The sequence below is a fragment of the Pseudaeromonas pectinilytica genome, from assembly GCF_054780855.1.
Genome location: NZ_BAAGVN010000351.1, coordinates 22,221 through 46,779, shown reverse-complemented (window position 1 = coordinate 46,779; position 24,559 = coordinate 22,221). Strand labels below are relative to the sequence as shown.

Annotated in this window: 22 protein-coding genes; 13 read left to right on the top strand and 9 right to left on the bottom strand. The window is 55.2% G+C overall.

The window, feature by feature from the left end; all coding sequences use genetic code 11:
* Positions 1 to 191 (top strand): hypothetical protein (locus ACYVG7_RS17880; RefSeq protein ID WP_460884446.1); only part of this gene is annotated, 191 nt, incomplete at its 5' end.
* 87 nt (positions 192 to 278) lie between these two features.
* On the opposite strand, the gene hemG is transcribed toward ACYVG7_RS17880, so the two are convergent.
* Complete coding sequence (gene hemG, locus ACYVG7_RS17875; protein WP_460884445.1) at positions 279 to 818, bottom strand: menaquinone-dependent protoporphyrinogen IX dehydrogenase; 540 nt, start codon at positions 816 to 818, stop codon at positions 279 to 281.
* Positions 819 to 843: 25 nt separating this feature from the next.
* Complete coding sequence (locus tag ACYVG7_RS17870) at positions 844 to 1,461, bottom strand: YigZ family protein (RefSeq protein WP_460884444.1); 618 nt, start codon at positions 1,459 to 1,461, stop codon at positions 844 to 846.
* Between the two features lie 149 nt (positions 1,462 to 1,610).
* On the opposite strand from ACYVG7_RS17870, the gene fadB reads away from it, so the two are divergent.
* From fadB to ACYVG7_RS17845, 5 genes are all read left to right on the top strand, one after another.
* Positions 1,611 to 3,770 carry a fatty acid oxidation complex subunit alpha FadB gene (gene fadB / locus ACYVG7_RS17865; RefSeq protein WP_460884443.1) on the top strand — a complete coding sequence of 720 codons (2,160 nt, stop codon included), beginning with the start codon at positions 1,611 to 1,613 and terminating at the stop codon, positions 3,768 to 3,770.
* On the top strand, positions 3,763 to 4,926 hold the full coding sequence (gene fadA, locus ACYVG7_RS17860; protein ID WP_460884442.1) for an acetyl-CoA C-acyltransferase FadA: 1,164 nt from the start codon (positions 3,763 to 3,765) through the stop codon (positions 4,924 to 4,926). Before fadB ends, fadA begins: the two co-directional genes overlap by 8 nt.
* Positions 4,927 to 5,130: 204 nt before the next feature.
* Entirely contained in the window at positions 5,131 to 5,847 is a 717-nt protein-coding gene (locus tag ACYVG7_RS17855; protein ID WP_460884441.1) for a response regulator, read from the top strand.
* The gene (locus ACYVG7_RS17850; RefSeq protein WP_460884440.1) at positions 5,837 to 7,303 is read left to right on the top strand and encodes an ATP-binding protein; all 1,467 of its coding nucleotides are present in this window, start codon (positions 5,837 to 5,839) and stop codon (positions 7,301 to 7,303) included. Before ACYVG7_RS17855 ends, ACYVG7_RS17850 begins: the two co-directional genes overlap by 11 nt.
* A 2-nt stretch (positions 7,304 to 7,305) precedes the next feature.
* Complete coding sequence (locus tag ACYVG7_RS17845) at positions 7,306 to 8,544, top strand: ABC transporter substrate-binding protein (RefSeq protein ID WP_460884439.1); 1,239 nt, start codon at positions 7,306 to 7,308, stop codon at positions 8,542 to 8,544.
* 10 nt (positions 8,545 to 8,554) lie between these two features.
* Here ACYVG7_RS17845 and ACYVG7_RS17840 read toward each other — a convergent pair whose 3' ends face one another.
* A complete protein-coding gene (locus tag ACYVG7_RS17840; protein WP_460884438.1) occupies positions 8,555 to 8,725 on the bottom strand; it encodes a hypothetical protein in 171 nt (56 codons plus the stop codon).
* A gap of 186 nt (positions 8,726 to 8,911) precedes the next feature.
* Here ACYVG7_RS17840 and ACYVG7_RS17835 point away from each other — a divergent pair, with 186 nt between their 5' ends.
* Both ACYVG7_RS17835 and tusA read left to right on the top strand, forming a co-directional pair.
* Positions 8,912 to 9,094: a hypothetical protein gene (locus ACYVG7_RS17835; RefSeq protein WP_460884437.1), complete on the top strand. Its 183-nt coding sequence runs from the start codon at positions 8,912 to 8,914 to the stop codon at positions 9,092 to 9,094.
* A 70-nt stretch (positions 9,095 to 9,164) separates the two neighbouring features.
* Positions 9,165 to 9,410 carry a sulfurtransferase TusA gene (tusA, locus tag ACYVG7_RS17830; protein WP_460884436.1) on the top strand — a complete coding sequence of 82 codons (246 nt, stop codon included), beginning with the start codon at positions 9,165 to 9,167 and terminating at the stop codon, positions 9,408 to 9,410.
* A 13-nt stretch (positions 9,411 to 9,423) separates the two neighbouring features.
* On the opposite strand, the gene zntB is transcribed toward tusA, so the two are convergent.
* Positions 9,424 to 10,389: a zinc transporter ZntB gene (zntB, locus tag ACYVG7_RS17825; protein ID WP_460884435.1), complete on the bottom strand. Its 966-nt coding sequence runs from the start codon at positions 10,387 to 10,389 to the stop codon at positions 9,424 to 9,426.
* The gene (locus tag ACYVG7_RS17820; protein WP_460884434.1) at positions 10,386 to 10,976 is read right to left on the bottom strand and encodes a DNA-3-methyladenine glycosylase I; all 591 of its coding nucleotides are present in this window, start codon (positions 10,974 to 10,976) and stop codon (positions 10,386 to 10,388) included. The genes zntB and ACYVG7_RS17820 overlap by 4 nt, the downstream gene beginning before the upstream one ends.
* A gap of 180 nt (positions 10,977 to 11,156) precedes the next feature.
* On the opposite strand from ACYVG7_RS17820, the gene glyQ reads away from it, so the two are divergent.
* The 5 genes from glyQ (at position 11,157) to ACYVG7_RS17795 (ending at position 17,795) form a co-directional block, all read left to right on the top strand.
* The gene (gene glyQ / locus ACYVG7_RS17815; protein WP_460884433.1) at positions 11,157 to 12,068 is read left to right on the top strand and encodes a glycine--tRNA ligase subunit alpha; all 912 of its coding nucleotides are present in this window, start codon (positions 11,157 to 11,159) and stop codon (positions 12,066 to 12,068) included.
* Positions 12,069 to 12,070: 2 nt separating this feature from the next.
* Positions 12,071 to 14,140 (top strand): glycine--tRNA ligase subunit beta, encoded by a 2,070-nt coding sequence (gene glyS / locus ACYVG7_RS17810; RefSeq protein ID WP_460884448.1) that lies wholly within the window; start codon positions 12,071 to 12,073, stop codon positions 14,138 to 14,140.
* 239 nt (positions 14,141 to 14,379) lie between these two features.
* Positions 14,380 to 15,624, top strand: coding sequence for a valine--pyruvate transaminase (locus ACYVG7_RS17805; protein ID WP_460884432.1), 1,245 nt, complete (start codon positions 14,380 to 14,382; stop codon positions 15,622 to 15,624).
* A gap of 149 nt (positions 15,625 to 15,773) precedes the next feature.
* The gene (locus ACYVG7_RS17800) at positions 15,774 to 16,772 is read left to right on the top strand and encodes a response regulator (protein WP_460884431.1); all 999 of its coding nucleotides are present in this window, start codon (positions 15,774 to 15,776) and stop codon (positions 16,770 to 16,772) included.
* Between the two features lie 3 nt (positions 16,773 to 16,775).
* Positions 16,776 to 17,795, top strand: coding sequence for a sensor domain-containing diguanylate cyclase (locus ACYVG7_RS17795; RefSeq protein ID WP_460884430.1), 1,020 nt, complete (start codon positions 16,776 to 16,778; stop codon positions 17,793 to 17,795).
* Between the two features lie 79 nt (positions 17,796 to 17,874).
* Here the strand turns inward: ACYVG7_RS17795 and gyrB are convergent, their stop codons facing one another.
* Genes gyrB through dnaA form a run of 4 tightly spaced genes read right to left on the bottom strand, consistent with a single transcriptional unit; the run spans position 17,875 to position 23,893 of the window.
* Positions 17,875 to 20,295, bottom strand: coding sequence for a DNA topoisomerase (ATP-hydrolyzing) subunit B (gyrB, locus tag ACYVG7_RS17790; protein WP_460884429.1), 2,421 nt, complete (start codon positions 20,293 to 20,295; stop codon positions 17,875 to 17,877).
* 3 nt (positions 20,296 to 20,298) lie between these two features.
* Positions 20,299 to 21,399, bottom strand: coding sequence for a DNA replication/repair protein RecF (gene recF, locus ACYVG7_RS17785; protein WP_460884428.1), 1,101 nt, complete (start codon positions 21,397 to 21,399; stop codon positions 20,299 to 20,301).
* A 2-nt stretch (positions 21,400 to 21,401) separates the two neighbouring features.
* The gene (dnaN, locus tag ACYVG7_RS17780) at positions 21,402 to 22,505 is read right to left on the bottom strand and encodes a DNA polymerase III subunit beta (RefSeq protein WP_460884427.1); all 1,104 of its coding nucleotides are present in this window, start codon (positions 22,503 to 22,505) and stop codon (positions 21,402 to 21,404) included.
* 17 nt (positions 22,506 to 22,522) lie between these two features.
* Positions 22,523 to 23,893: a chromosomal replication initiator protein DnaA gene (gene dnaA / locus ACYVG7_RS17775; RefSeq protein WP_460884426.1), complete on the bottom strand. Its 1,371-nt coding sequence runs from the start codon at positions 23,891 to 23,893 to the stop codon at positions 22,523 to 22,525.
* Between the last annotated feature and the right edge of the window lie 666 nt (positions 23,894 to 24,559).

Sequence of the window (24,559 nt, the reverse complement as noted above, 5' to 3'; positions counted from 1 at the left end):
GCATATCAATTTTTTTGACATCCAATTCCTGTGAGTGCCCACACAGATTGCTTGATTTGATTGTTAAAGAGCGTGACAGCCTCGCTGTCGTGGGATGCGTAGTCTACGCAACCCGCGTTGTCAGTCAAGCATTTTTTGCTTTGCTTTCAACGCTGCCGGACATCTCGTCCGTCGATGAGGGCGCATTATAGGGAGCTCGTTTCGCCTGACAAGGGCTTTTTGCAAAAATGGCACTGTTCGCGCAAATATCCGCCACAACGCGGTGAATATAAACAAAACTACTCGGTAACTGGCGCTGAAGCACTGAGGAAGTGCTTGGCAAAGCCATCGACGCGTTGCCAATCGGTGAATTCGATGTCCTGAGTTTTGTCCGTACTGCCGCCGGTGAGCAGCATAATGAACTGGATAATCAGGCTTTGCCACCAACGGTAACGTGAATAGCGCAAGGCACCCGCAAAAACAGCACAGTACTTCGGTTGCCATGGCGATCTGGCCAGCCACTTACGGACATACAGATTAGTATGCGGTTCACTCTTCTCCGGTTTCCGTGCAGTAAGACAGACACCGATAAATGCCGCATGGCATGCCGCCAACTCTGCGGCATGCCGTTTCACCTGCTGATCCAGCACCTTGGGAAAATGACCATAACGAATGGATGCGCCCACCAGCACCTTGTCATACATCGACAAGGCCACGCTAGGCTCTGCGTCCAGACGGCACCATTCGACGTCATAACCCGGGTACGAAGAGACCATCCTCTCCAGTATCTTTCGCGTCTGCCCTTCGTGAGTCGCATACCACACCAATAACTTAGCCATTCGCCCCTCTATATATAAGTAGTTTTCAACGCCACTGCATGATCACGCGGCCATGACTGCGGTTGGTTAGTGCGGTATCCATCTCTCGACAGTGAGCGAGCGGGCAATTCCCAGTGATCTGGATTACGGTACCATATTCGCATTGCACATTTTCACAGGAGAATTGTGCTATGAGCCGTTGACTCACCGCCAAGTCGTCATAGCCACATTCTAGTAAAAATGCGGCACTAGAGACCACGAGCCGGGTCGGAACCCTCTTCAATAGCTCAGTTACGCCACTGCTGTACGCCCGAACTAGACCGCCAGTACCTAATTTGATACCACCATAGTAACGAACAACGATGACTCCCACCTCGCCCAAGCCACTACCCAACAAGAGGTTGAGCAAGGGCTTTCCCGCGGTTCCTGACGGCTCACCGTCATCACTGAAGCCATACTGTTGCCCATCCCATGGCGCTCCTGCAACACAAGCCCAGCAGTGGTGCCGCGCTGAACTATGTTGTTGCCGAAGAGTAAGTAACCACTCCCGCATTTGTTCCTTACCAGTAATCGGAGCGAGAAATGTCAGAAAGCGGCTCTTTTTGATCTCTTCACTGACATCGAGGATCTCAGTTGGCGTCCGATAATTATCCATCCCCATCATGGCGCGTCTCAGCAGCGAGCAGGAACCCTGTCCTGCAGGCGATAAATGTTAAACAAATGTTTAAAATGAGCGTTGAAAAAATCAGCAGCTGTTTCCATAGTTTCTATCACAAGGTGGTCCATTCGCTAGTCGAGATCTGGGAGACAGACATGCTGTATGAAGCGAGTTCTCTGGCGGTAAAAAAAATTAGCAATGGTTTTGCTGAACTCCACTTCTGTTCTCCTGGCGCGGTCAACAAACTCGATCGAGTGACATTGCTCGCGTTGGAGGAGGCGATCACCCAGCTCGAACAACAGCATGAGCTGCGTGGTTTACTCATCACCTCCGCCAAACCGCACTTCATCGTGGGAGCCGATATTACGGAGTTTTTAACCCTATTTTCACTCCCTGAAGCGCAATTGACTGCGTGGCTGACCCAGATCAACCACCTATTTTGCCGTATCGAACGGCTCCCCTATCCTACTTTAGTGGCGTTACAGGGACATGCTCTGGGTGGCGGCTGTGAACTGGCTTTAGCGGTTGACTACCGGATTGCTGACCAGACCTTACGCATCGGGTTACCGGAAACCAAGCTCGGCATTATGCCCGGTTGGGGTGGAACAGTGCGCTTACCTCGGCTGATTGGCAGTGCCCCGGCGGCGACACTGATTGCCACCGGCAAAGAGCAAACCGGCGCCGAAGCGCTGCAGCTGGGGCTAATTGACGCAATCACAAGCACCGAAAAGTTACGCGACATTGGCTTGCGCATGCTAGAAATGGCGGCCAACAAGGAACTAGATTGGCAAGCCAGACGCCGGCAAAAGCAAGAACCCTTAGCGCTTGGCAGTATTGAAGCCCGCCTCGGTGAGCAAACAATTCTAGCCAGAGTTTTTCAGCAGGTCGGGCCTCACTATCCGGCACCGATCCAGGCTGTTCGCACCCTATTTTCCTCCCGCCAGATGTCACAAGACGCCGCCTTGGTGCAAGAGCGGCAAGATTTCATTCGTCTCACCCGGACTCCAGAGGCTAACGCCCTGGTCGGTAACTTCCTGAATGAACAGTTCATCAAGAACAAAGCCAAGTCTCTGGCGGGCCAGCATAAAACCAGTGCCGTAGCGGTACTCGGCGCGGGCATCATGGGTGCAGGCATCGCCTATCAATCCGCCAGCCGGGGTATTCCAGTGTGGCTCAAAGATATTCGCCGTAGTGCGCTGCAACTTGGGATGGCAGAAGTCACCGCGATACTGACCAAGGCACTGGCTCGAGAAGCAATCACCGTTCATGAGCTGACCCAGACCTTACAGATAATCACCCCGACACAGAGCAATGAGCATATTGCACAGCCTGATCTGGTTGTAGAAGCCGTCGTGGAAAATAAGGCCATCAAGCAACAGGTACTGACTGAAACTGAACAAAAGCTAGCTGCCCACGGCATCCTGACCAGTAATACCTCCACCATTCCCATCTCTGAATTGGCGTCGGTGCTGCGATGCCCGGAATCATTCTGCGGCCTGCATTTCTTTAATCCAGTCCCCAAGATGCCACTGGTCGAGGTCATTCGCGGCGCACAGACTAGCAGCGACACCATAGAACGGGTTGTTGCCTATGCCCTCGCGCTGGGGAAATTACCGATTGTCGTCAACGATGGTCCTGGATTTTTCGTCAATCGCGTACTGTTTGCCTATCTCAGTGGTTTCCGTCTGCTGCTGGCAGAGGGACAGGATCCCTATCGCATCGATCAGATTATGGAACAGCGCTTCGGTTGGCCGATGGGACCGGCCCGACTGTTGGATACCATAGGGCTAGATACGGCTCATCATGCCGCTCAGGTCATGGCGCAAGGATTCCCCGAGCGCATGGCCCTTCACGGCGTAGACCCTGTCGCCCTGCTATATGCAGCCGGGCGTCTGGGGCAGAAAAGCCAACAAGGTTTCTACCGCTATCGTCTCGACTCCCGCGGCAAACCGAGGGAAGAGCCAGACACGGAGCTAGCGCACCTGTGGTATCCGCCCACACAGCCGGTACCATGTTGCAGCGATGACGCCATAGAGGCGCGGATGATGATCCCCTTGTTGACCGAGGTGGTTCGCTGCCTGGAGGAGGAGATTATTGCCACCCCGGCAGAAGCGGATATGGCCCTGCTCGCGGGTCTGGGTTTTCCTGCCTTCCGCGGTGGGCCCTGCCGTTATCTGGATCAATTTGGCCTCTCCCGCTTTATCGATCTGCTCGACGACTACGCCGCGTTAGGTCCCTTGTACTCGGCAACCCCCAGGCTCAGCGCCATGGCGAACCAGGGAGAGCATTTTTATTCCGGAGGTTCTCATGCATGAGGTGGTGATTATCGACGCCGTCCGTACGGCCATGGGTAAATCCAAAGCCGGAGGATTTCGCCATGTCCGAGCGGAAACCCTCTCGGCTGAATTGATGAAGGCACTATTACGCCGCAATCCGGCACTCGCCGCTACCGACATTGATGACGTTTATTGGGGCTGCGTCCAGCAAACGCTGGAGCAAGGCTTCAATATCGCGCGTAATGCCCTGCTATTGGCCGGATTACCCGTCACTACGGCTGGCGTTACCGTCAACCGCCTGTGTGGATCCTCCATGCAGGCGCTGCACGATGCCGCCCGAGCGATCATGGTTGGCGATGCCACCGTCTGTCTGGTTGGCGGTGTCGAGCATATGGGACATATCCCCATGACTCAGGGTGTTGATTTCCATCCTGGCCTCAGCCATCAGATTGCCCAAGCGTCGACCATGATGGGGCTGACCGGCGAGTTACTCGGCCGACGATACGCCATTAGTCGTGAACAGCAGGATGTGTTTGCTCTACGCTCCCATCAACGAGCCGCCGCCGCAGCGCAGCGCGGTGCTTTCGCCCAGCAACTGGTGCCCGTGCTCGGGCACGATGCCGATGGGGCTCTGCTCCCCATCAGCCAGGATGAGGTCATCCGCGTCGATGCCACCCTAGCAGGGCTGTCCCAGCTCAAGCCGGCATTTGATCCAGTGCATGGCACCCTCACAGCGGGCAACTCTTCCGCGCTGTCCGATGGTGCCGCTGCCTTGCTCATCATGTCGGCTGAACATGCACACCATTTGGGATTGCAACCCATGGCGCGGATCCGCGCCATGGCGGTAGCGGGCTGCGAAGCCGCGCTCATGGGCTACGGGCCGGTACCGGCTAGTCGCAAAGCCTTGCAGCGAGCCGGGTTACAGATGACGGATATTGACCTGGTTGAACTCAATGAGGCATTTGCCGCCCAAAGCCTGCCCTGCCTGCGCGACTTGCAACTGGAAGATGTTATCGAACAGAAAGTAAATCTGAATGGTGGCGCCATAGCGCTAGGGCATCCCCTGGGGTGCTCAGGTGCCCGTATCCTGACCAGCTTGGTCTATTTGATGGCAGAACGTCAGGCCAGCCTCGGCCTGGCAACCATGTGTATCGGCCTGGGACAAGGTATCACCACCATTTTGGAGAAATACTGAGACAGGACTCGTTCTGGCTTGCCAGGAACAGCAACTCCAGAGCGGTTACCTCCACGGCAATGGCTTTTTGATGGTTTAGTGGCGAATATGGAGCTCGCACGGCCTATCCCTGTCCCTGTAGGCTCACATCTTGTCGGCCATTTTCTTGCATTTTCATCAACAAATGTGTTCAATCTGCGCACTTGTTGCGGGAGCTCGGGAAAGATGGCGAAAGGTAAGCAAATCCTCATCGTGGATGACGACCAGGAGATCCGTGAGCTGCTCAAGGAGTACCTCACTCGCTCGGGCTTCGATGTGCTGGCCGCTGCAGAGGGCGGCGAGATGTATCAGCACCTGAGCAATAACACGCCCGACCTGATTATTCTCGACATCATGATGCCGGGAGATGATGGTTTCAGCCTGTGTCAGCAGATCCGCCGCACATCCCAAGTCCCCATTATCATGCTGACGGCGGCCTCTGACGAGGCGGATCGTGTCATTGGTCTCGAACTGGGAGCCGATGACTATATCGCCAAGCCCTTCAGTCCACGGGAATTGATGGCCCGCATCAAGGCCCTGCTGCGTCGCGCCGAATTCCGGCAACCGGAAAAAGAGAGTGGTCGCCGTATTCGCTTTGCCGATTGGGTGCTCGACACCCTGAGTCAGCATCTGATCAACGATGATGGTAACGAAATGGATCTGACCGGCAGTGACTTCCTGCTACTGTCGCTATTTCTGCAACATCCCGGCCAGGTGATGGATCGTGACAGCATCAGCGATGCCACCCGCGGACGGGAAACCCTGCCGATGGAACGCGGGATCGATGTACAAATCAGCCGCCTGCGTCAGAAGCTGGGCGATAACGGCAAAAGCCCTCGCATCATCAAGACTATCCGCGGCAGTGGCTACATGCTGATTGCCGAAGTCAGCCATGAAGATTAGAAGACTATTTCTCAAACTGGTTCCGCGTTCCCTGCTCTCCCGCATGCTCTGGTTACTGCTGTTGGCTATCGTCCTGGCGCAGAGTCTGATCTCCGGCCTGTGGATGCAGCAACTACAAAAACATGAGTTGGACGGCATGATGAGTGCCACCCGCAATCTGGCCAACTCCGCCGCCTCGACCATTACCTTCTTTCAGTCTTTGCCACTGCAATATCGTCAGATTGCACTCGACCAGCTACGCAACATGGGCGGCAGCCGCTTTTTCGTGTCGCTGAACAAGGCAGAGATCCAGCTCGATGCCCTGCCGGACTCCAATCGCAAGAATCTGGTCATCAATGAGGTGCGAAATGTGCTGCACCACAAGCTGGGTTATGGTCTGACCCTGCATGTGGATTTTTCCTATCCGGGCGAGCTGCATGTCTTCGACAACCAGACCCTGTTAGCGGATATCCCCCCCTCCTGGGCCCGTCACTCCCTGCTGATGGAGCCGCTGAATCCGCCGATCTTGGTGACCCAAATCGAGCTAGCCAAAGGGGAATGGCTCTATCTGGCCGCGCTGCTGCCCGCCCCCTACATGACGTTGGAAGAGGCCACCTTACCTCCCCATCAGTTCCGCTTCATCGTGCTGCTCAGTGCCATTTTGTTCCTGTTCACCTTCCTGCTGGTCCGCTGGCAGACCCGGCCATTACGCCGCCTGGCCTCAGCCGCCGTCACCCTAGGTAAGGACATCGATCAAGCGGCTCTACCCGAGGAAGGAGCCAGCGAAATTGTCGCTGTGACCCGCGCCATCAATGTGATGCAGCACCGTATCCGTCGCTATATTGATGATCGGGAGCGGTTGTTCAGCTCCATTTCCCACGACTTAAAAACCCCGATCACCCGTTTGCGGCTGCGGGTCGAACTACTGGATGATGAAGAGCAAATCGTCAAGTTCAGCAAGGATCTCAATGATTTGGAGATGATGGTCAAGGGCGCACTGCAGACGGTGAAAGATACCGACATTCACGAGAATGTTGAGCTCATCGATATCAATCTGCTGTTGGAACACACGGCGGAAGACTACAACCTTGGCGGCAAAGCGCTGATGAGGATTGAAGGTCGCTGCAAGAAACCCTATCGCGGTAAGCCGCTGGCCCTGAAACGCTGCATCGGCAACCTGGCGGATAATGCCATCAAATATGGTCAACGGGTGCGGATCATCGTCATGGACGATATCGAGGAGCAAGACGAAGCCGAAGTAGTGATTCTCTACTTCATCGATGAAGGCCCAGGTCTGCCACCGGATCAGTTGGAGAAAATCTTCGAGCCCTACTACCGACTCAGTCACGACACACCGGGCACCGGCCTGGGACTGGGGATTGCGCGCAGCATAGCCCATGCCCATGGTGGCGATCTGGTGCTGGAAAATCGCCCCCAGGGCGGACTCCAGGCCGTACTGTCGTTACCGAGACACTAGCCATGCGCCTGGCCGTGGCTCTGCTCATCGCGCTGCTTGGCACACCGGCAACCGCCAGTGATATCGAGGTTTTGCACTGGTGGACCGCCGGTGGCGAGGCTCGCGCCGCCGATGTGTTGCGTCAGCGCTGGCAAGCGCTGGGTCACCACTGGGTGGATGCCGCCATTGTCGGTGGCGGTGGTAACTCGGCCATGCTGGTACTCCGCAGCCGCGCCCTGAATCACAACCCTCCCCAAGCCGCGCATCTGAAAGGGGTCGAGTTACATGAATGGGCCAAGCGTGGTTTTTTGCGCAATCTGGATGATGTCGCCCGCCGCGGACAATGGCAGCTGAGACTCTACCCCTTTGTCAGCTCGACCCTGAATCATCAGGGCCACTTTGTGGCGGTGCCCGTCGGCCTGCATCGCGTCAACTGGTTGTGGATCAATCAATCCCTGTTCCAGCGCCTTGAATTGAACCCGCCCAGGAATTGGGAAGAGATGATCCAAGTCGCTCGCCGCTTCAAACAGGCCGGTATTACTCCGCTGGCAATGGGGGATGACCCTTGGCAGCTGGCGATCCTGTTCGAGGCCATCGCCCTCGGTGAAGGTGGCAGTGATTTTTTCCGCCGCGCCTTCGTCAATCTGGAGCCCGAGGTGTTGTCAGGAACCCAGATGCAACAGGTGCTACGGCGCTTTCATAGCCTACGCTCCTTCCTGCCCGCAAATCATATCGGCTTAAAATGGAATCAGGCTAGCCAGATGCTGGTCAATGGACAGGCCGCCATGCAACTGATGGGTGATTGGGTCAAAGGGGAGCTCACAGAGCCGGGAAACCAAGCCATTCGATGTCTGCCAGCTCCAGGGACGGCGGGTAAGTTTAGCTATAACCTGGACTCTTTGGCGCTATTCCAGCAGCAGGATGCGGAGCACGACCAAGCTCAGCAGCAGTTTGCTGAACTGTTGATGAGTGCCGACTTTCAGCAACAGTTCAACCGGGTGAAGGGCTCGATCCCTCCCCTGGCCGATGCGGACTTGAGCCAGTTTGACCCCTGTGGCCAGGCGTCAGCCAAAGCATTGCAACATGCCACCCAGCATGGCGATCTGGTGCCCAGCATGGCAGAAGGCATGGCCATTCCATCCAACGTGCAACAAGCCATTTTTGATCTGCTAGCCAGCTATTTCAGTGATCCCCAGGGCGATGCGGTGGCCACAGCGCGGCAACTGGCGCGCGCTGTCAGCGCGGTGAGTGCCGAACAATAAACAGTGGCGACTACTCGGCATCCGGGTAGTCACTCAACTCCCACCACAATGCTATGCCACAGAGCACTATTGCCGTCAGCCAGATGCCACTGCTGCCAATCGGGCTCTCCAGCACCAACAACGCGAATGCCAAAGCTGCCATGGCCGCATACACCTTGATTCGTCCCCAATACCCCAACATACGACCTCCCTGGCCTGCGTAATACCGCCCCGGCATCCTGTCGGAGCGCTTATTTCTTTGTAACGCGAGCCACCTCCTCATTGCAATGTGATTCACATTGCAGGTAAAACGACATGGTAGACTCGGAGACTCGCGAATCAACGAACATGAGAGGTGGAAATGACAGGACAAGGCTCTGCAGGCAACGTGATTGCCGCACTGTGCAGTTTTTTTATTCCAGGGCTGGGACAACTGGTTCAAGGACGCCTGCTGATGGCAGCCATACACATTGTGTTCGCGGCCGTGCTGTGGATCATCCTGCTCGGCTGGATCATTCATCTGTGGTCCATTATTGATGCCGCGCTGTGGAAGCCCAAAACCACGGGCTAACCAGAGGTCAAATCCTTGCTTCATGACCATCAGCGGGTATTATCCGCAGCTCGCCCGCGGAGGATTGCCCATGAATGAATTGTTCACCCAAGCACAACACCAGCTTGATGCGTTAGGCCTACGTTGCCCGGAGCCCGTGATGATGATCCGCAAGACGGTGCGCGGCATGGAGATGGGCGAAACCTTGCTGATCCTGGCCGATGATCCCGCCACCACCCGCGACATCCCCAGCTTCTGCCTGCATATGGACCATACCCTGCTGGCCAGTGACACCGAGCAGAAGCCCTATCGCTATCTGATCCGCAAAGGGCTCTGATTCATCAGGGTGCTTACAACCAACGGTGCAAGCGTAACCAGATTGCCAATCCGGTAATCAAGCTGGCCAGGATCGACACAAACACCAAGAAGCCAATCGCCGAATTTCCGCCCGGAATACCGCCCAGATTGACGCCGAACAAACCGGTCAAGAAGGTAGCGGGTAAGAACACCATGGCCATGATCGACATGATGTAGGTGCGCCGCGTCATCGCCTCGGTCAGACGGGCGTTGATCTCATCGGCCAGCAGCGAGGTGCGAGCGATACTGGAGTCCAGATCTTCCAGCCAGCGTCCCAACCGGTCGGCAATCTCCTGCAAGCGCCGCAGATCATCGGCCTCCAGCCAGCCTATTTTTTCATTCGCCAGACGACTGAACAGATCCCGCTGCGGAGCCAGATAACGGCGGGAGACGATCAGCTGGCGCCGGATATCCGCCAGATCCACCCGATCGATGGTGCGTTCGTTGAGCAGATGCTCCTCCAGCAGGGCAATTTTCTCCTGTAACTCGTCGATGAAATCCCCCGCCTGCTCGGTGATGTGCTCGCACAGATCGACCAACCAGTCGGCGGTATTCAAGGGCCCCATACGCTTGGCCAGATCTTGGACGATTTCTTCCACCGCATGCACCCGGCGCCGCCGGGTCGAGACGATGATGCGATCATTGATGTAAAAGCGCACCGCAACCATATGGTCCGGCCGCTGCCCCTCGTTGGCATTGATGCAGCGCAGGGTCAGTAACATGCCACCATTGGCTTTGACCAGCTTGGGACGACTACTGTCCCCTTGCAACGACTCCCGCACTCCATCCGGTAACAGGGTGGAGGTTTTTATCCATTCGTAGGCATGGGGTGAAGAGTAGTCCAGATGCATCCAGACATCCTGCTCCGGTAATTCGGCACCCGGCAGCAGGGGATCGGCCCCGCCCTCACCATCGAGCCGCAGAGCCAGGACCGCAGCCAAAGGAACATGATGGCTCATGCGCGACCTCGCTCACGGGCCAGATGCACACATTCGGCATGGCAAGGACATCCGATCTCATGGTCATTCACCATGCCGACCGCTTGCATGAAGGCATAACAGATGGTGGAGCCAACAAAGTTAAACCCGCGCTTCTTCAACGCCTTGGACATGGCATCCGACTCAGGGGTACTGGTAGGCGCATCGCGCATGCTTTGCCAGTGATTGATCTGACTCTTGCCGCCAACAAATGCCCACAAAAATTCGGCAAAATCGACGCCTTCAGCCTGCAGAGCCAGATAAGCACGGGCATTTTTGATGATCGACTGCACCTTGAGACGATTGCGGATGATGCCGGTATCCTGTAGCAGGCGCTCGACATCGGCGTCGCTGAACGCCGCAATCCGCACCGGATCAAAGTCCGCAAACGCTCGCCGGTAACTGGCGGTCCGCTTGAGAATAGTGATCCAGGAAAGCCCGGCCTGCTGGCCATCGAGACACAACTTCTCAAACAACTCCAAGCTGTCATTAACCGGACGCCCCCACTGCTGATCATGGTAGGCGATATACTCTGCATCCTGTGTCACCCAGGGACAACGACCTTGCATCTTGCTCTCCTTTTGGATTACCACTGCCCGGGAAACCACTAAACCCTACGAAAACTCACGCTTTTCCCTAGCGATATAGTCACAAAGCCAATTCAGCCTATATTCCCGACAGTGCAGACGGTATACTCTTGCGGTTTATTTCCGCTCAGTATGCACTGAACTAATCGCGCGAACAAAATCATGCAAAAATTCGATATCAAGACCTTTCAGGGACTGATCCTGACCCTCCAAGATTATTGGGCCAGGCAAGGTTGCGTTATCGTGCAGCCCCTCGATATGGAGGTGGGTGCCGGTACTTCTCATCCAATGACATTCTTGCGCGCCATCGGCCCCGAGCCGATGAACTGCGCCTATGTTCAACCCTCTCGTCGCCCGACCGATGGTCGTTATGGCGAGAACCCGAATCGCCTGCAGCATTACTACCAGTTCCAGGTCATTCTCAAACCATCACCGTCCAATATTCAGGAGCTGTATCTCGGCTCGCTGCGTGAGCTGGGCTTCGACACCCAAGTGCACGATATTCGCTTCGTCGAAGACAACTGGGAAAACCCGACGCTGGGCGCCTGGGGTCTGGGCTGGGAAGTCTGGTTGAATGGTATGGAAGTCACCCAGTTCACCTACTTCCAGCAAGTGGGTGGTCTGGAGTGCTCACCGGTCACGGGTGAAATCACCTACGGGCTCGAGCGTCTGGCCATGTACATCCAGGGCGTCAATAGCCTGTATGATCTGGTCTGGGCCGATGGTCCGCTGGGCAAGATCACCTATCGCGACGTGTTCCATCAGAACGAAGTGGAGCAATCCACTTACAACTTCGAACACGCCGATGTTCCCTTTCTGTTCCAGATGTTCGATCAGTGCGAGAAAGAGTGCCAGCACCTGCTGACACTGGAAACTCCGCTGCCACTACCGGCCTACGAACGCATCCTGAAGGCCGCACACGCCTTCAATATGCTCGATGCCCGACACGCCATCTCCGTCACCGAACGCCAGCGCTACATTTTGCGCATTCGTACCCTCTCCAAGGCGGTGGCCGAAGCCTACTACGCAGCCCGCGAAGCGCTGGGCTTCCCGATGTGTAAGGAAAAGGTGTGAGCATGGTAACTGAGAACCTGTTGATTGAACTCGGCACCGAAGAGCTGCCACCGAAGGCACTTCGCAAGCTGGCGGAAGCCTTTGCCGAGAACTTTACCCAAGAATTGACCAAGGCCGAACTGGCCTTCGAGCGCGTCGAATGGTTTGCAGCGCCACGCCGTCTGGCACTCAAGGTGCATAAGCTAGCTGCAACCCAGCAAGACAAGCAGGTCGAAAAACGTGGTCCGGCCGTCAGTGCTGCCTTTGTTGATGGCAAGCCAACCCAGGCGGCTGTCGGCTGGGCCCGCTCCAATGGTATCGAAGTCGAGCAAGCCGATCGCCTGGTCACCGACAAGGGCGAGTGGCTGGTATTCCGTGCTACCGTGACCGGTCAACCGACGACCAGTCTGATCGCCACCATGACTGCCACCGCTTTGGCTGGTCTGCCAATTCCGAAACTGATGCGCTGGGGAGCCTCGCGCACCCAATTTGTCCGTCCGGTTCACACCCTGTGTCTGCTCTTCGGTGGCGATTTGGTGCCCGGTGAAGTCCTCGGCTTGCAATCGGCACGCATCATCCGGGGCCATCGTTTCATGGGCGAAGCCGAGTTCGAGATCGAGCATGCGGCTCAATATCCGGGCCTGCTAGAGACTCGCGGCAAGGTGATTGCCGATTTCGAGCGCCGCAAGGCGCTGATCAAGGCGGGAGCCGAGCAGGCGGCCGCCTCTCTGGGTGGTGTCGCTGATCTGGAAGAATCCTTGCTGGAGGAAGTGACCTCCCTAGTCGAATGGCCCGTGGTGCTGACCGCAGCCTTCGAAGAGAAATTCTTGGAAGTCCCTGCCGAAGCTCTGGTCTACACCATGAAGGGCGATCAGAAGTACTTCCCGGTCTATGACGCGGCCGGCAAACTGATGCCGAACTTCATTTTCGTCACCAATATCGAGTCCAAGGATCCGAGCCAAATCATCGGCGGTAACGAACGCGTGGTTCGCCCTCGTCTGTCTGATGCGGAATTCTTCTTCAAGACCGACAAGAAGCAACCACTAGCCGCTCGTCTGGAAAGTCTGGCTACTGTGCTGTTCCAGCAACAGCTCGGTACCCTGAAAGACAAGTCAGTACGCATCGCGGAACTGGCGGCTTTCATCGCCCCCCGGATTGGTGCGGATGTAGAACACGCAACCCGTGCGGGTCTGCTTTCCAAGTGCGATCTGATGACCAACATGGTGATGGAGTTTACCGACACCCAGGGCGTCATGGGCATGCACTATGCTCGCCACGATGGAGAAGCCGAAGACGTAGCCGTGGCACTGAATGAGCAATACATGCCGCGCTTCGCCGGTGATGCTCTGCCGGGTGGTCTGGTGGCCTGTGCCGTAGCCATTGCCGATAAGCTCGATTCTCTGGTCGGGATTTTTGGGATCGGTCAGGCACCCAAGGGCGATAAGGATCCGTTTGCCTTGCGTCGCGCGGCGATTGGTACCCTGCGTATTGCCGTTGAAAAGCAGCTGGATCTGGATCTGGCTGACTTGGTCGCCAAGGCCGCCGCGCTGTATGGCGACAAGCTGTCTAACGCCAAGGTCACCGACGAAGTCATCGACTTCATGCTGGCTCGCTTCCGCGCCGCCTATCAGGAAGAAGGGATTGACGTGGATGTGGTGCAAGCCGTCCTGGCTCGCCGTCCAACCCGTCCTGCCGATTTTGATCAACGGGTGAAGGCCGTGAGCCACTTCCGGACTCTGGATGCCGCCGATGCGCTGGCTGCCGCCAACAAGCGGGTTTCCAACATTCTGGCCAAGTTCGATGGCACGCTCAATCCAGCCGTCAATGAGGCCTTGTTGCAAGACGCGGCCGAGCAAGCGTTGGCTCGCCAGGTTGCCGAACTGGAACAGCAACTTGCGCCCGTCTTTGCCGCCGGTAATTACCAGCAGGCTCTGACTCGCCTGGCTAGCTTGCGTGAAGTGGTGGATACCTTCTTCAATGATGTGATGGTCATGGCTGACGATGAGGCGTTGAAGCTCAATCGTCTGACCCTGCTCTCTCGTCTGCGCAACCTGTTTCTCGAAGTGGCGGATATCTCTGTACTACAGAAGTAATCACCACCACAGCCACGCCAAAAGCCCGGATATTCCGGGCTTTTTTCTTGGTACTGATTCAACATTCCAGTCAACGCGCATTCACCAGACAAATCGACTATTCACACTCAATCGCTACGTTTCACGTGAAACAGCTTATTTGCCAAGGCAGGCTTGACTAATCACCCCAGCGCGTTAAAACAGATCCCCTCTTCTGGAATGATTAGGCAACTGCCCCTTTTTGCTGTTTGGATACCACCATGGACTTCTCGTTGTTTGGCCGTAAATTTACTCGTCACGCCGGTATCACCCAATTAATGGATGATTTGAATCAGGGCTTACTGGATCCGCAGGCCATCATGCTCGGTGGTGGCAATCCAGCCGCTATTCCAGCGATGCTGCAAGCCTTTCATGACGAAGCCAGCCAACAGCTAAACTCCGGCGAGCTGCTGAAATCGATGATCAATTACGATGGGCCGCAGGGCAAAGATAAATTCACCGCCGCATTGGCTGCATTGCTGCGCCAGGAATATGGCTGGGACATCAGCGCCAAAAATATTGCACTGACCAACGGTAGCCAGAATGCATTTTTTTATTTGTTCAACCTGCTGGCGGGTGAGTTCAGTGACGGCCGCAAGAAAAAAGTGCTATTCCCGCTGGCGCCCGAATATATCGGCTACGCCGACTCTGCATTAAGCGAGGAGATGTTCGTCGCCTGCAAACCGGCCATTACATTACTGGATAATGGTCTGTTCAAGTACAACGTCAATTTTGAAGCCCTAGAGATTGGCGATGACATCGGTCTAATCTGTGTGTCACGGCCGACCAACCCGACGGGAAATGTGCTGACCGATGAAGAGATCCGCCATCTGGATGAGCTGGCTCGCGCCAACGGGATACCGCTGCTCATCGACAACGCCTATGGCACGCCCTTTCCGAACATCATCTTCACCGAGGTCAAACCCTTCTGGAACAGCAACACCATACTCTGTATGAGCCTGTCCAAGTTGGGGTTGCCAGGAACTCGCTGTGGCATCGTCATCGGTCCCGAGACCTTAATCCAGGCCATCGGAAATTTGTCCGGCATTATCAATCTGGCACCCGGTGGTGTCGGCCCGACCATGGTGCAACGCTGGGTTGAGAACGGCGATATCATTCGCTTGAGTGAACAACACATCCGTCCCTTCTACGAGGCGAAAGCCCAGCAGGCGGTACAGTGGCTTCAGGAAGCGATTCCCCATCCCAAGCTGCGTATCCACAAGCCAGAGGGCGCACTCTTTCTCTGGCTGTGGTTTGAGGGGCTTCCTATTCATAGTCAGGAGCTGTATCAACGCCTGAAACAGCGTGGCTTGATCGTCGTTCCGGGTCACTACTTCTTTCCTGGCATTACCGATGCTACTTGGCAGCATCAATATGAATGTCTGCGACTGAACTATGCCCAGGATGCCGACAAGGTACAGAGCGGGATCGCTATTCTGGCCGAGGTATTAGCTGAAATTTGCTGAAATTAATGCTGAAGACCGCCTGACGCGAGCTGAACCAGTATGGTTTAGCGACTTGGTACGCAATTTGAATTGTCGCTCGAGCCGTTGCGTTGTAAAACTGAACAGGCGTGACACAATGGACTTTGTCATAACCGGATTGCCAAAACCTCATGTCGTATTCAGTCATTGTCTGTGATGATTCCCGCTTCGCCCGCCAGCAGCTGATCCGCGGTCTTCCCGCAGGGCTGGCGCGGGAAGTATTAAGCGCCTGCCAAGGCGAGGAAGCGTTGCAACTACTGCGTGCCGGTAAGGGCGAATTACTATTTCTAGATCTGAATATGCCAGGGCTGGATGGTTATCAGGTTCTGGAGGCCATCCGTGACGAAGGGTTGAACGTGCTGGTCATTGTGGTTTCCGGGGACATTCAGGCTCAGGCCCATCAGCGCATTCTCGAACTTGGGGCGCTGGCGTTCCTGCAGAAACCGCTAAATAACAGCCAACTGCTGCATTTGTTAGAACAGTTTGGACTGATGCCGGCCATCACGGATGCTCTCATCGCCCCACCACTGACGTCACCCCATGACTTTGCACCGGTCAGCTATCAGGAAAGCCTGCAAGAGATCGTCAATATCGCCATGGGACAGGCCGCACGCCAACTGGCTGACCTGCTGAACTTATTTATCCACTTACCCATCCCCAAGGTACAACTCTGCACCAGTCACCGCCTACACCGTCAAGTCGAAGAGTGGTTGGAGATGCCGGGGAACATGGTGGTGAGTCAGGGCTTTGTCGGCTCCAGCATCGCGGGTGAGTGTCTGATCCACTTCGCAGAGCAGGACATCAGCCGAATTGCCCCACTCCTCGGCTTCAATGAGCAAGATGAACTGGATCGCAAATCGCTGCTGATCGAACTCTCCAGTATGTTGGCGGGTACGCTGTTGTTGGGCTTGTCGGACTTGCTTGGCTTACGTTTCAGTCGCAGCCACCCGGCACTCATCAGCTTGGGCAGCGATAGCATACTGGCCCAGCAGGAACAGGCGCAGAAAATTCTCAGCGTGAGCCTGACCTATACCATACCGGCGCAACAAATCAGTTGTACCCTGTTGCTGCTGTTAACCGATACCTCCTTGTCGGCGCTTGAGCGTCGACTCAGCCTGATTGCCGAGTAATGTATGGATCTAATCGAACTAGATGACTTTCATTGGTTGATGGATATTCTACAGACCATAGATGTCGGCCTGGTGGTGATCGATCGCCAATATCAGGTGCAACTGTGGAACGGCTTTATGGAGAACCACAGTGGTCAACTCGCCAGCCATATCCGTGGCAATAATCTGCTGACCCAATTTCCAGACCTGCCCATCGCTTGGTTGCAACGCAAAGTCGAAGAGGTCTTTGCCCTGCATAGCCCTGTGTTCAGCTCTTGGGAACAACGGCCACGACTGTTTGATTTTGCCAGCACACGCCCCTTCACCAGTAACAGTGCGCTGATGTATCAGAATATCACCCTGATGCCGCTGGTTTCGCGTCATGGCCTCTGCAACCATATCTGTATCATCATTTATGACGTCACCGATGCAGCCATGGGGAAACAAGGGCTACAAGACGCCAATCAACAACTCAAGGCGCTCTCCATCACCGATCGATTAACCGGGCTCTACAACCGCGGTCATTGGGAAGAGTGCATGCGGCAGGAGTATCAGCGCCACTTCCGCAGTGGTTCGCCTGTGACCTTGTTGATGTTTGATATCGATTTTTTTAAGAAGATTAACGATGGCTATGGCCACCCGGCTGGCGATACGGTACTGCGGGATGTCGCTTCTATTCTGCGCCAACAACTGCGCGCTACCGATGTAGCAGGACGTTATGGTGGCGAGGAATTTGGGATCCTGCTATTGGACGCAGACAGTCAAACCGCTTGGCTGATCGCCGAACGTCTGCGGCAAGCAATTGCTCAGCATATTGTTCACCATGATAATCGGATGATCGAATTCACCATCAGTATTGGACTCGCCGTTCTCGATGCAACGACCACGACTCCAGCACAGTGGTTGGTACGGGCCGATGAGGCGCTCTATCACTCCAAGCGCACAGGCCGCAACCGTGTCACGATAGCAAATGGCCAGCAACATCCTATATTGCCCTCGGCTTTGGTGGATAGCCAAGCCGCCACTGCGGTTATAGCAGAATGATGCAACGATAACGTTTCATGTGAAACAAAAAAGCCAGTCATCGCTGACTGGCTTTTTTATTACTGATGACAAACCGCTATTAGTAATCCAGGTTAGCCACTCGCAGCGCGTTGGTTTCAATAAACTCACGCCGCGGCTCTACCACATCGCCCATCAGAGTGGCAAAGAGTTGATCGGCAGAGATAGCATCATCAATGGTGACACGCAACATGCGACGCGTAGATGGATCCATGGTGGTTTCCCACAACTGATCCGGGTTCATCTCGCCCAACCCTTTGTAGCGCTGGATATAGACGCCACGCTTACCCTCATCAACGAGCCAGCTGATGGCTTCATCAAAGCTAGCGACAGGTTTCACCTTCTCGCCACGCTTCACATAACCGCCCTCTTCCATCAGGTTAGCGATCTGGGAGCCCAGAGTGATGATCTGCTTGTACTCATTGGAATTGAGGAAATCGTAGCTCAGCAGGTATTTATGATCGATCCCGTGCTGACGCAGACTAACAACCGGTAAATACAACTGGCGCTCGACATTGTGCTCAACCGCGATGTTGAACTGGGAACCGTTGGTGCCCTGATCCAGCAACACCTGATGCAATTTGGTAACCCAAGCCTGGACCTGAGCTTCATCCTGTAGCAACTCAGGAGTGAGTGTCGGCTGATAGATCAGCTGGGTCAGAACGGCTTCTGGCAGGCGGCGAGATAAACGACCGATCAGGCTTTGTACCGCACGATACTGCAGCACCAAGCGCTCCAGCTGCTCACCGCCAATACCAGGAGCAGACTCATTGACGTGGATGGCGGCACCGTCCAACGCCAGCGTAGTCTGATACTGCACCAGTACATCTTCATCCTTGATGTACTGTTCCTGTTTACCCTTCTTAACCTTAAAGAGCGGAGGTTGGGCAATATAGATATAGCCACGCTCGATCAGTTCCGGCATCTGACGGTAAAAGAAGGTGAGCAGCAGGGTGCGAATGTGGGCACCATCCACGTCAGCATCCGTCATGATGATGATATTGTGGTAACGCGTTTTATCTGGATTGTACTCATCGCGTCCGATACCACAACCCAGGGCCGTGATCAGCGTAGCCACTTCCTGGGAGGAGAGCATCTTGTCAAACCGTGCTTTTTCCACGTTCAGGATCTTACCCTTCAGCGGCAGTATGGCCTGATTCTTACGGTTGCGCCCCTGTTTGGCGGAGCCACCCGCCGAGTCACCTTCCACGATATAGAGTTCAGAGAGTGCCGGGTCCCGCTCCTGGCAGTCAGCCAGTTTGCCAGGCAGGCCCGCCAGATCCAGGGCACCCTTACGGCGAGTCATTTCCCGCGCCTTACGCGCAGCTTCCCGTGCTCGTGCCGCATCGATGATCTTGCTGACCACCACCTTGGCATCACCCGGGTTTTCCAGCAGGTACTCGTCCAGCTTTTCGCCCATGCACTGCTCAACCGCGGTCTTCACTTCGGAGGAGACCAGCTTGTCCTTAGTCTGGGAGGAGAACTTGGGATCCGGAACTTTCACCGAGACGATAGCCGTCAGACCTTCACGAGCATCATCCCCGGAGGTCGCCGTCTTGGCCTTCTTGCTATACCCTTCCTTGTCCATGTAGTTGTTCAGGGTTCGGGTCAGCGCCGCACGGAAACCCGCCAGGTGGGTACCACCATCCCGCTGCGGGATGTTATTGGTAAAGCAGTAGACGTTCTCCTGATAGGCATCATTCCACTGCATCGCGACTTCAACGGAGATACCATCGTCACGCTCTTGGGTGAAGTAGAACACCTTAGGGTGGATCGGCGTCTTGTTCTGGTTCAAGTATTCCACGAACGCGCGGATACCGCCTTCATAGTGAAAGTGCTGCTCACGGTTATCCCGCTCATCCTCGAGGCGAATCGAAACACCCGAGTTGAGGAACGAGAGCTCACGCAGGCGCTTCGCCAGGATCTCGTAGTGGTATTCGATGTTGGTGAAGATGGTCGGGCTCGGCCAAAAGCGAATCTCAGTCCCGGTCTGATCCGAATCACCAATCTGCTTCAAAGGCGCTTCAGGGTCACCCAGATGGTAAGTCTGCTCATAGACATGGCCACCCCGTCGAATCGTCAGCAGCAGCTTATCCGAGAGCGCATTGACCACGGAGACACCTACACCATGCAGGCCACCGGAGACCTTATAGGAGTTATCATCAAACTTACCGCCGGCATGCAATACCGTCATGATAACTTCAGCCGCAGATATCCCCTCTTCTTCATGGATATCGACCGGTATGCCCCGCCCGTTATCGCGGACCGATACTGAGTTATCGGCATGGATTTTAACCAGGATATCACTGCAATAGCCGGCCAAGGCTTCATCGATGGAGTTATCGACCACCTCGAACACCATGTGGTGCAGGCCTGAGCCGTCATCGGTATCGCCGATGTACATGCCGGGACGCTTACGAACCGCATCCAACCCCTTCAATACCTTGATATTCGAAGAGTCGTAAGTGTTGTGTTCACTCATGTCTTACTCTCGCTCTCGTGCTTGATATTCGGTGATAGCGCCCTGTTCCACATGAAACAGATGGCACTCGAGTTCCGACATCATGTCGGCCAATGGCGCCTCATCAATCGCGGTGATGAAGACCTGGCTGGCGCACTGCTTTAACCGCTGTGCCAGCCGACGCCGTTTCTCCGAGTCGAGCTCGGAGGCAAAATCGTCGATCAAAAAGATACATTGCCGCTCACCCTGGCGATTCAGAAACAGTCCCTGAGCGAGCCGCATGGCGCAGACCAGCAACTTGAGCTGACCGCGTGACAACATATCTTGAACCGGCACACCATTAGCCTTCAGCCGCAGGTCTGCCTTATGGGGTCCGATGGCGGTATGACCCATCAGCCGGTCGCGCTCAAACCCCTCCTGTAACAATTCATCCAGTGGTCGCTGTCGATCCCAACCGGGATAAAACACAATCTTGAACTCGAATTCGGGTAAAAAATCTGCCGTAATTTCCTGCAGCAACGGCAGAATGGCCGCACAATAGCTGGCTCGATATTCCGCTAATTCCAACCCCAGACGCGCCAGTTCCTGATCCCAAAATGCCAGCGGTGCATAGCTCTGACTCTGGCGCAGCAGAGCGTTGCGTTGTTTCAACAAGCGCCGCACCCGAGCCCAGAGCGGGAAAAATCCCTGCTCCACGTGAAACACACCCCAGTCAATAAAAGACCGCCGCTGCTGCGGACCGCCCGTCAACAGACTAAAGCCTTCCGGGTGAATCAACTGTAATGGCACTATCTCGGCCAGTTGCGCCAGACGCTCGGCTGGCCGCCCAGCTAAGCGCAATTGGGTTTCCCCTGTCCGGCTTTTGGATAAGCCAATCGGAACCGCGGCATAGGGCTCTGACTCGACCTGAGCAAACAGGGTGAATGCTTTCTCGCCATGACCAATCACGCGACCGGCCAGATGGGTACGAAAAGAACGGCCAAGACCAAGATAGTGGATCGCTTCCAGCACGCTGGTTTTGCCGCTACCGTTACACCCCAACAAGACGTTGAGCCCCTTACCGGGGCTCAACTCTGCCTGTTGGATGTTCCGAAAATCCCGGATCTGTAACTTGAGCAATGCCATGGTTACAGCCGCATCGGCATCACCACATATAAGGCCGCATCGCTGCTGGCATCTTCCAGCAGAGCACTGCTGTTGGCATCGGTGAGACTGATTTTGATCTGTTCACATTTTAACGTATTCAGCACGTCCAGCACATAGGAGACATTGAATCCAATCTCCAATTCGGGACCTGGATAGGAGACATCCAGCAGCTCTTCCGCTTCTTCCTGCTCCGGATTGTTCGCCGTGATGCGTAACAGATTCGGTTGCAGGTTTAGACGAACGCCGCGCAACTTGTCGTTGGAGAGGATTGCCGCCCGAGCAAATGCCTGACGTAACCCTTCCCGATCCGCCAGCACGTACTTATCACTGTTGCGTGGCATCACACGGCGATAATCGGGGAAGCGCCCATCCACTAGTTTGGAGGTAAAAACAAAACCCTCCGACACGGCGCGCAGATTATTCCGCCCCATCTGCAAGCGGATTGGCTTATCTTCGTTCTCCAGCAAACGCACCAATTCCAGCACGCCTTTACGCGGCAGTATCAGTTGCTGCTCGGGTAATTCCTGAGTCACCACATCACGGCGACAAGTGGCCAAGCGGTGGCCATCAGTTGCCACGGTACGCAAGCTGCGGCCCGTGGCCTCAAACAACATGCCGTTCAGGTAGTAACGCACATCCTGACTGGCCATGGAAAACAGCGTCGATTCAATCAGACGCTTCAATTCCAGCTGGCTGATATCGAATTCCAGCAGGGACTCCCAATCTTCAATATTGGGAAACTCTTCGGCAGGTAGCGTCGACAAGGAGAAACGACTGCGACCGGAACGCAGGATCAGGCGATCGCCTTCCAGCACAAAATTGATAGGTGCCGATTCAGGCAAGCCGCGGCAGATATCGAGCAACTTGCGAGCCGGGACCGTGGTTTTACCCGGCTGGACTGTGCCTTCCAAGGCAACCCGTCCGATCATTTCAACCTCCAGATCGGTACCCGTCATCGATAACCGATCATCTTCAACAATCAATAACACGTTGGAGAGGATCGGCAGCGTTGGACGCCCGCCCAGGGAGCCAGACACTAGTTGAAGTGGACGCAATAGAGTCTCGCGACTGATAGCAAACTGCATCGAAGCTCTCCGTTATCTCAGGATGATAGGGTGCGGATCAGGTTGGAATAATCTTCTTTGATATCGTGACTCTCTTCCCGCAGCTCGGCGATTTTGCGACAGGCATGCAATACAGTCGTGTGGTCTCGACCGCCAAAGGCATCGCCAATCTCCGGCAAGCTATGGTTGGTCAACTCTTTGGCCAACGCCATGGCCAATTGCCGTGGCCGTGCCACCGAACGGGAGCGGCGCTTGGAGAGCAGATCAGCCACCTTGATTTTGTAATACTCGGCCACTGTCTTCTGGATATTGTCGATGGTTACCAGCTTCTCTTGCAACGCCAACAAATCACGCAGTGCTTCGCGCACGAAATCGATGTTAATGGCTCGTCCGGTAAAGTTGGCATTGGCGATGACCCGATTCAGGGCCCCTTCCAGCTCACGAACGTTTGAACGTAGACGTTTGGCAATAAAGAAGGCCACTTCATCCGGCAGATGGATCTTGCTCTCTTCCGCCTTGCGCATCAGGATCGCCACCCGGGTTTCCAGCTCCGGCGGCTCGATTGCCACCGTCAGGCCCCAGCCAAAGCGCGACTTCAGTCGATCCTCGACGCCATCGATCTCTTTGGGATAACGATCCGAGGTCAGAATGATCTGCTGATTGCCTTCCAGCAGCGCGTTGAAGGTATGAAAGAACTCCTCCTGCGAGCGCTCTTTATTGGCAAAGAACTGAATATCATCGATCAGCAGCGCATCGACACTGCGGTAATAGCGTTTGAATTCTTCGATGGCATTGGTCTGCAGCGCCTTGACCATGTCCTGCACAAAACGTTCGGAATGCATATAGACCACTTTGGCATCCGGATTGCGCTCCTTGATGGCATTGCCAACCGCATGCAGCAAGTGGGTCTTACCCAGACCAGTGCCGCCATACAAAAACAGCGGGTTGTAGGCGGTTCCCGGATTGTCGGCCACCTGACTGGCGGCAGCACGCGCCAACTGGTTGGACTTACCCTCGACAAAGTTCTCGAAGGTATAGGTCACGTTGACGTTGCTCTTGTGATTGATCTCGGGCTTGTTCTCGGAGGACTGCCCCCAGCTCGGACCACTCACAGCCGCGACGCGACCCTGTACCGGTTTATTCACAAGGGGAGCAGCCGCATGATTCCGACTGCCAATATCAAAACGCAAGACAGGTGCGTCGGATCCGCAAAATTCGGAGATCAAGCTGTTGATCCGGATCAGATACTTGTCGCGCACCCAATCCAGAATAAAGCGATTCGGGGCATAGAGAGTGAGCATCCTGTCGCTCAACTCCGCTTGTAACGGCCGGATCCACATGCTGAATTCTCCCGAAGGCAACTCATCTTGCAGCCGGTTCAGGCATTGCTGCCATAGCGAAGCTGTCACAGTACACTCCAAATAAAATAGGACGAACGAAGATCCGATATTCTACGTTTTTGGCCTCCGGATCGCTAGATCGAGCAACAGGATCTTGCCAAATTTGCGGCTTGACTTTTAGATCTCGTGTGAATAAAGAGGCGGGGTTCATGAACATTACCCACAACTTATCAACAGATTTAATCCACAAAAGCAAGAAATAGCACCACTTCCTGAACTAAAGAGTCTCTTTGGAATCCTAATGCCGTACAAATCATTGATTCGACGCTTTAGGGTGAAGAATCAAGCACCATCAACCGGATCCTGCACCTCGGTGCAGGCTGCAGATCTTGGTGTGACTGGCGGTTACCACGCCAACTTGCTATGCCACGCAGACACTCGGCACGCTGGCATGGATCCTATCGCTAGCAGCAACGGAAAAGAGAGCCGGATCCTGCGATCCTTGGCTTGTCTCTGCACCGCGACTGGGTATAATGCGTCACCCCGATCCGGGAGGATCCTTGGGGATGGGGTTCTTGCCTGCTCTGTTCGGGCAGATAAGGATGAACTCCCCGCCCCCGCAGATTGACGCAACCCTCGAATCTGTTTAGAATTCGGCCTCTTTTTATGGGGTCGCCCTACTCAGCATCGACTACGTCCATGTGTGGGACTATCCAAACTGTATAGTTAAATCAA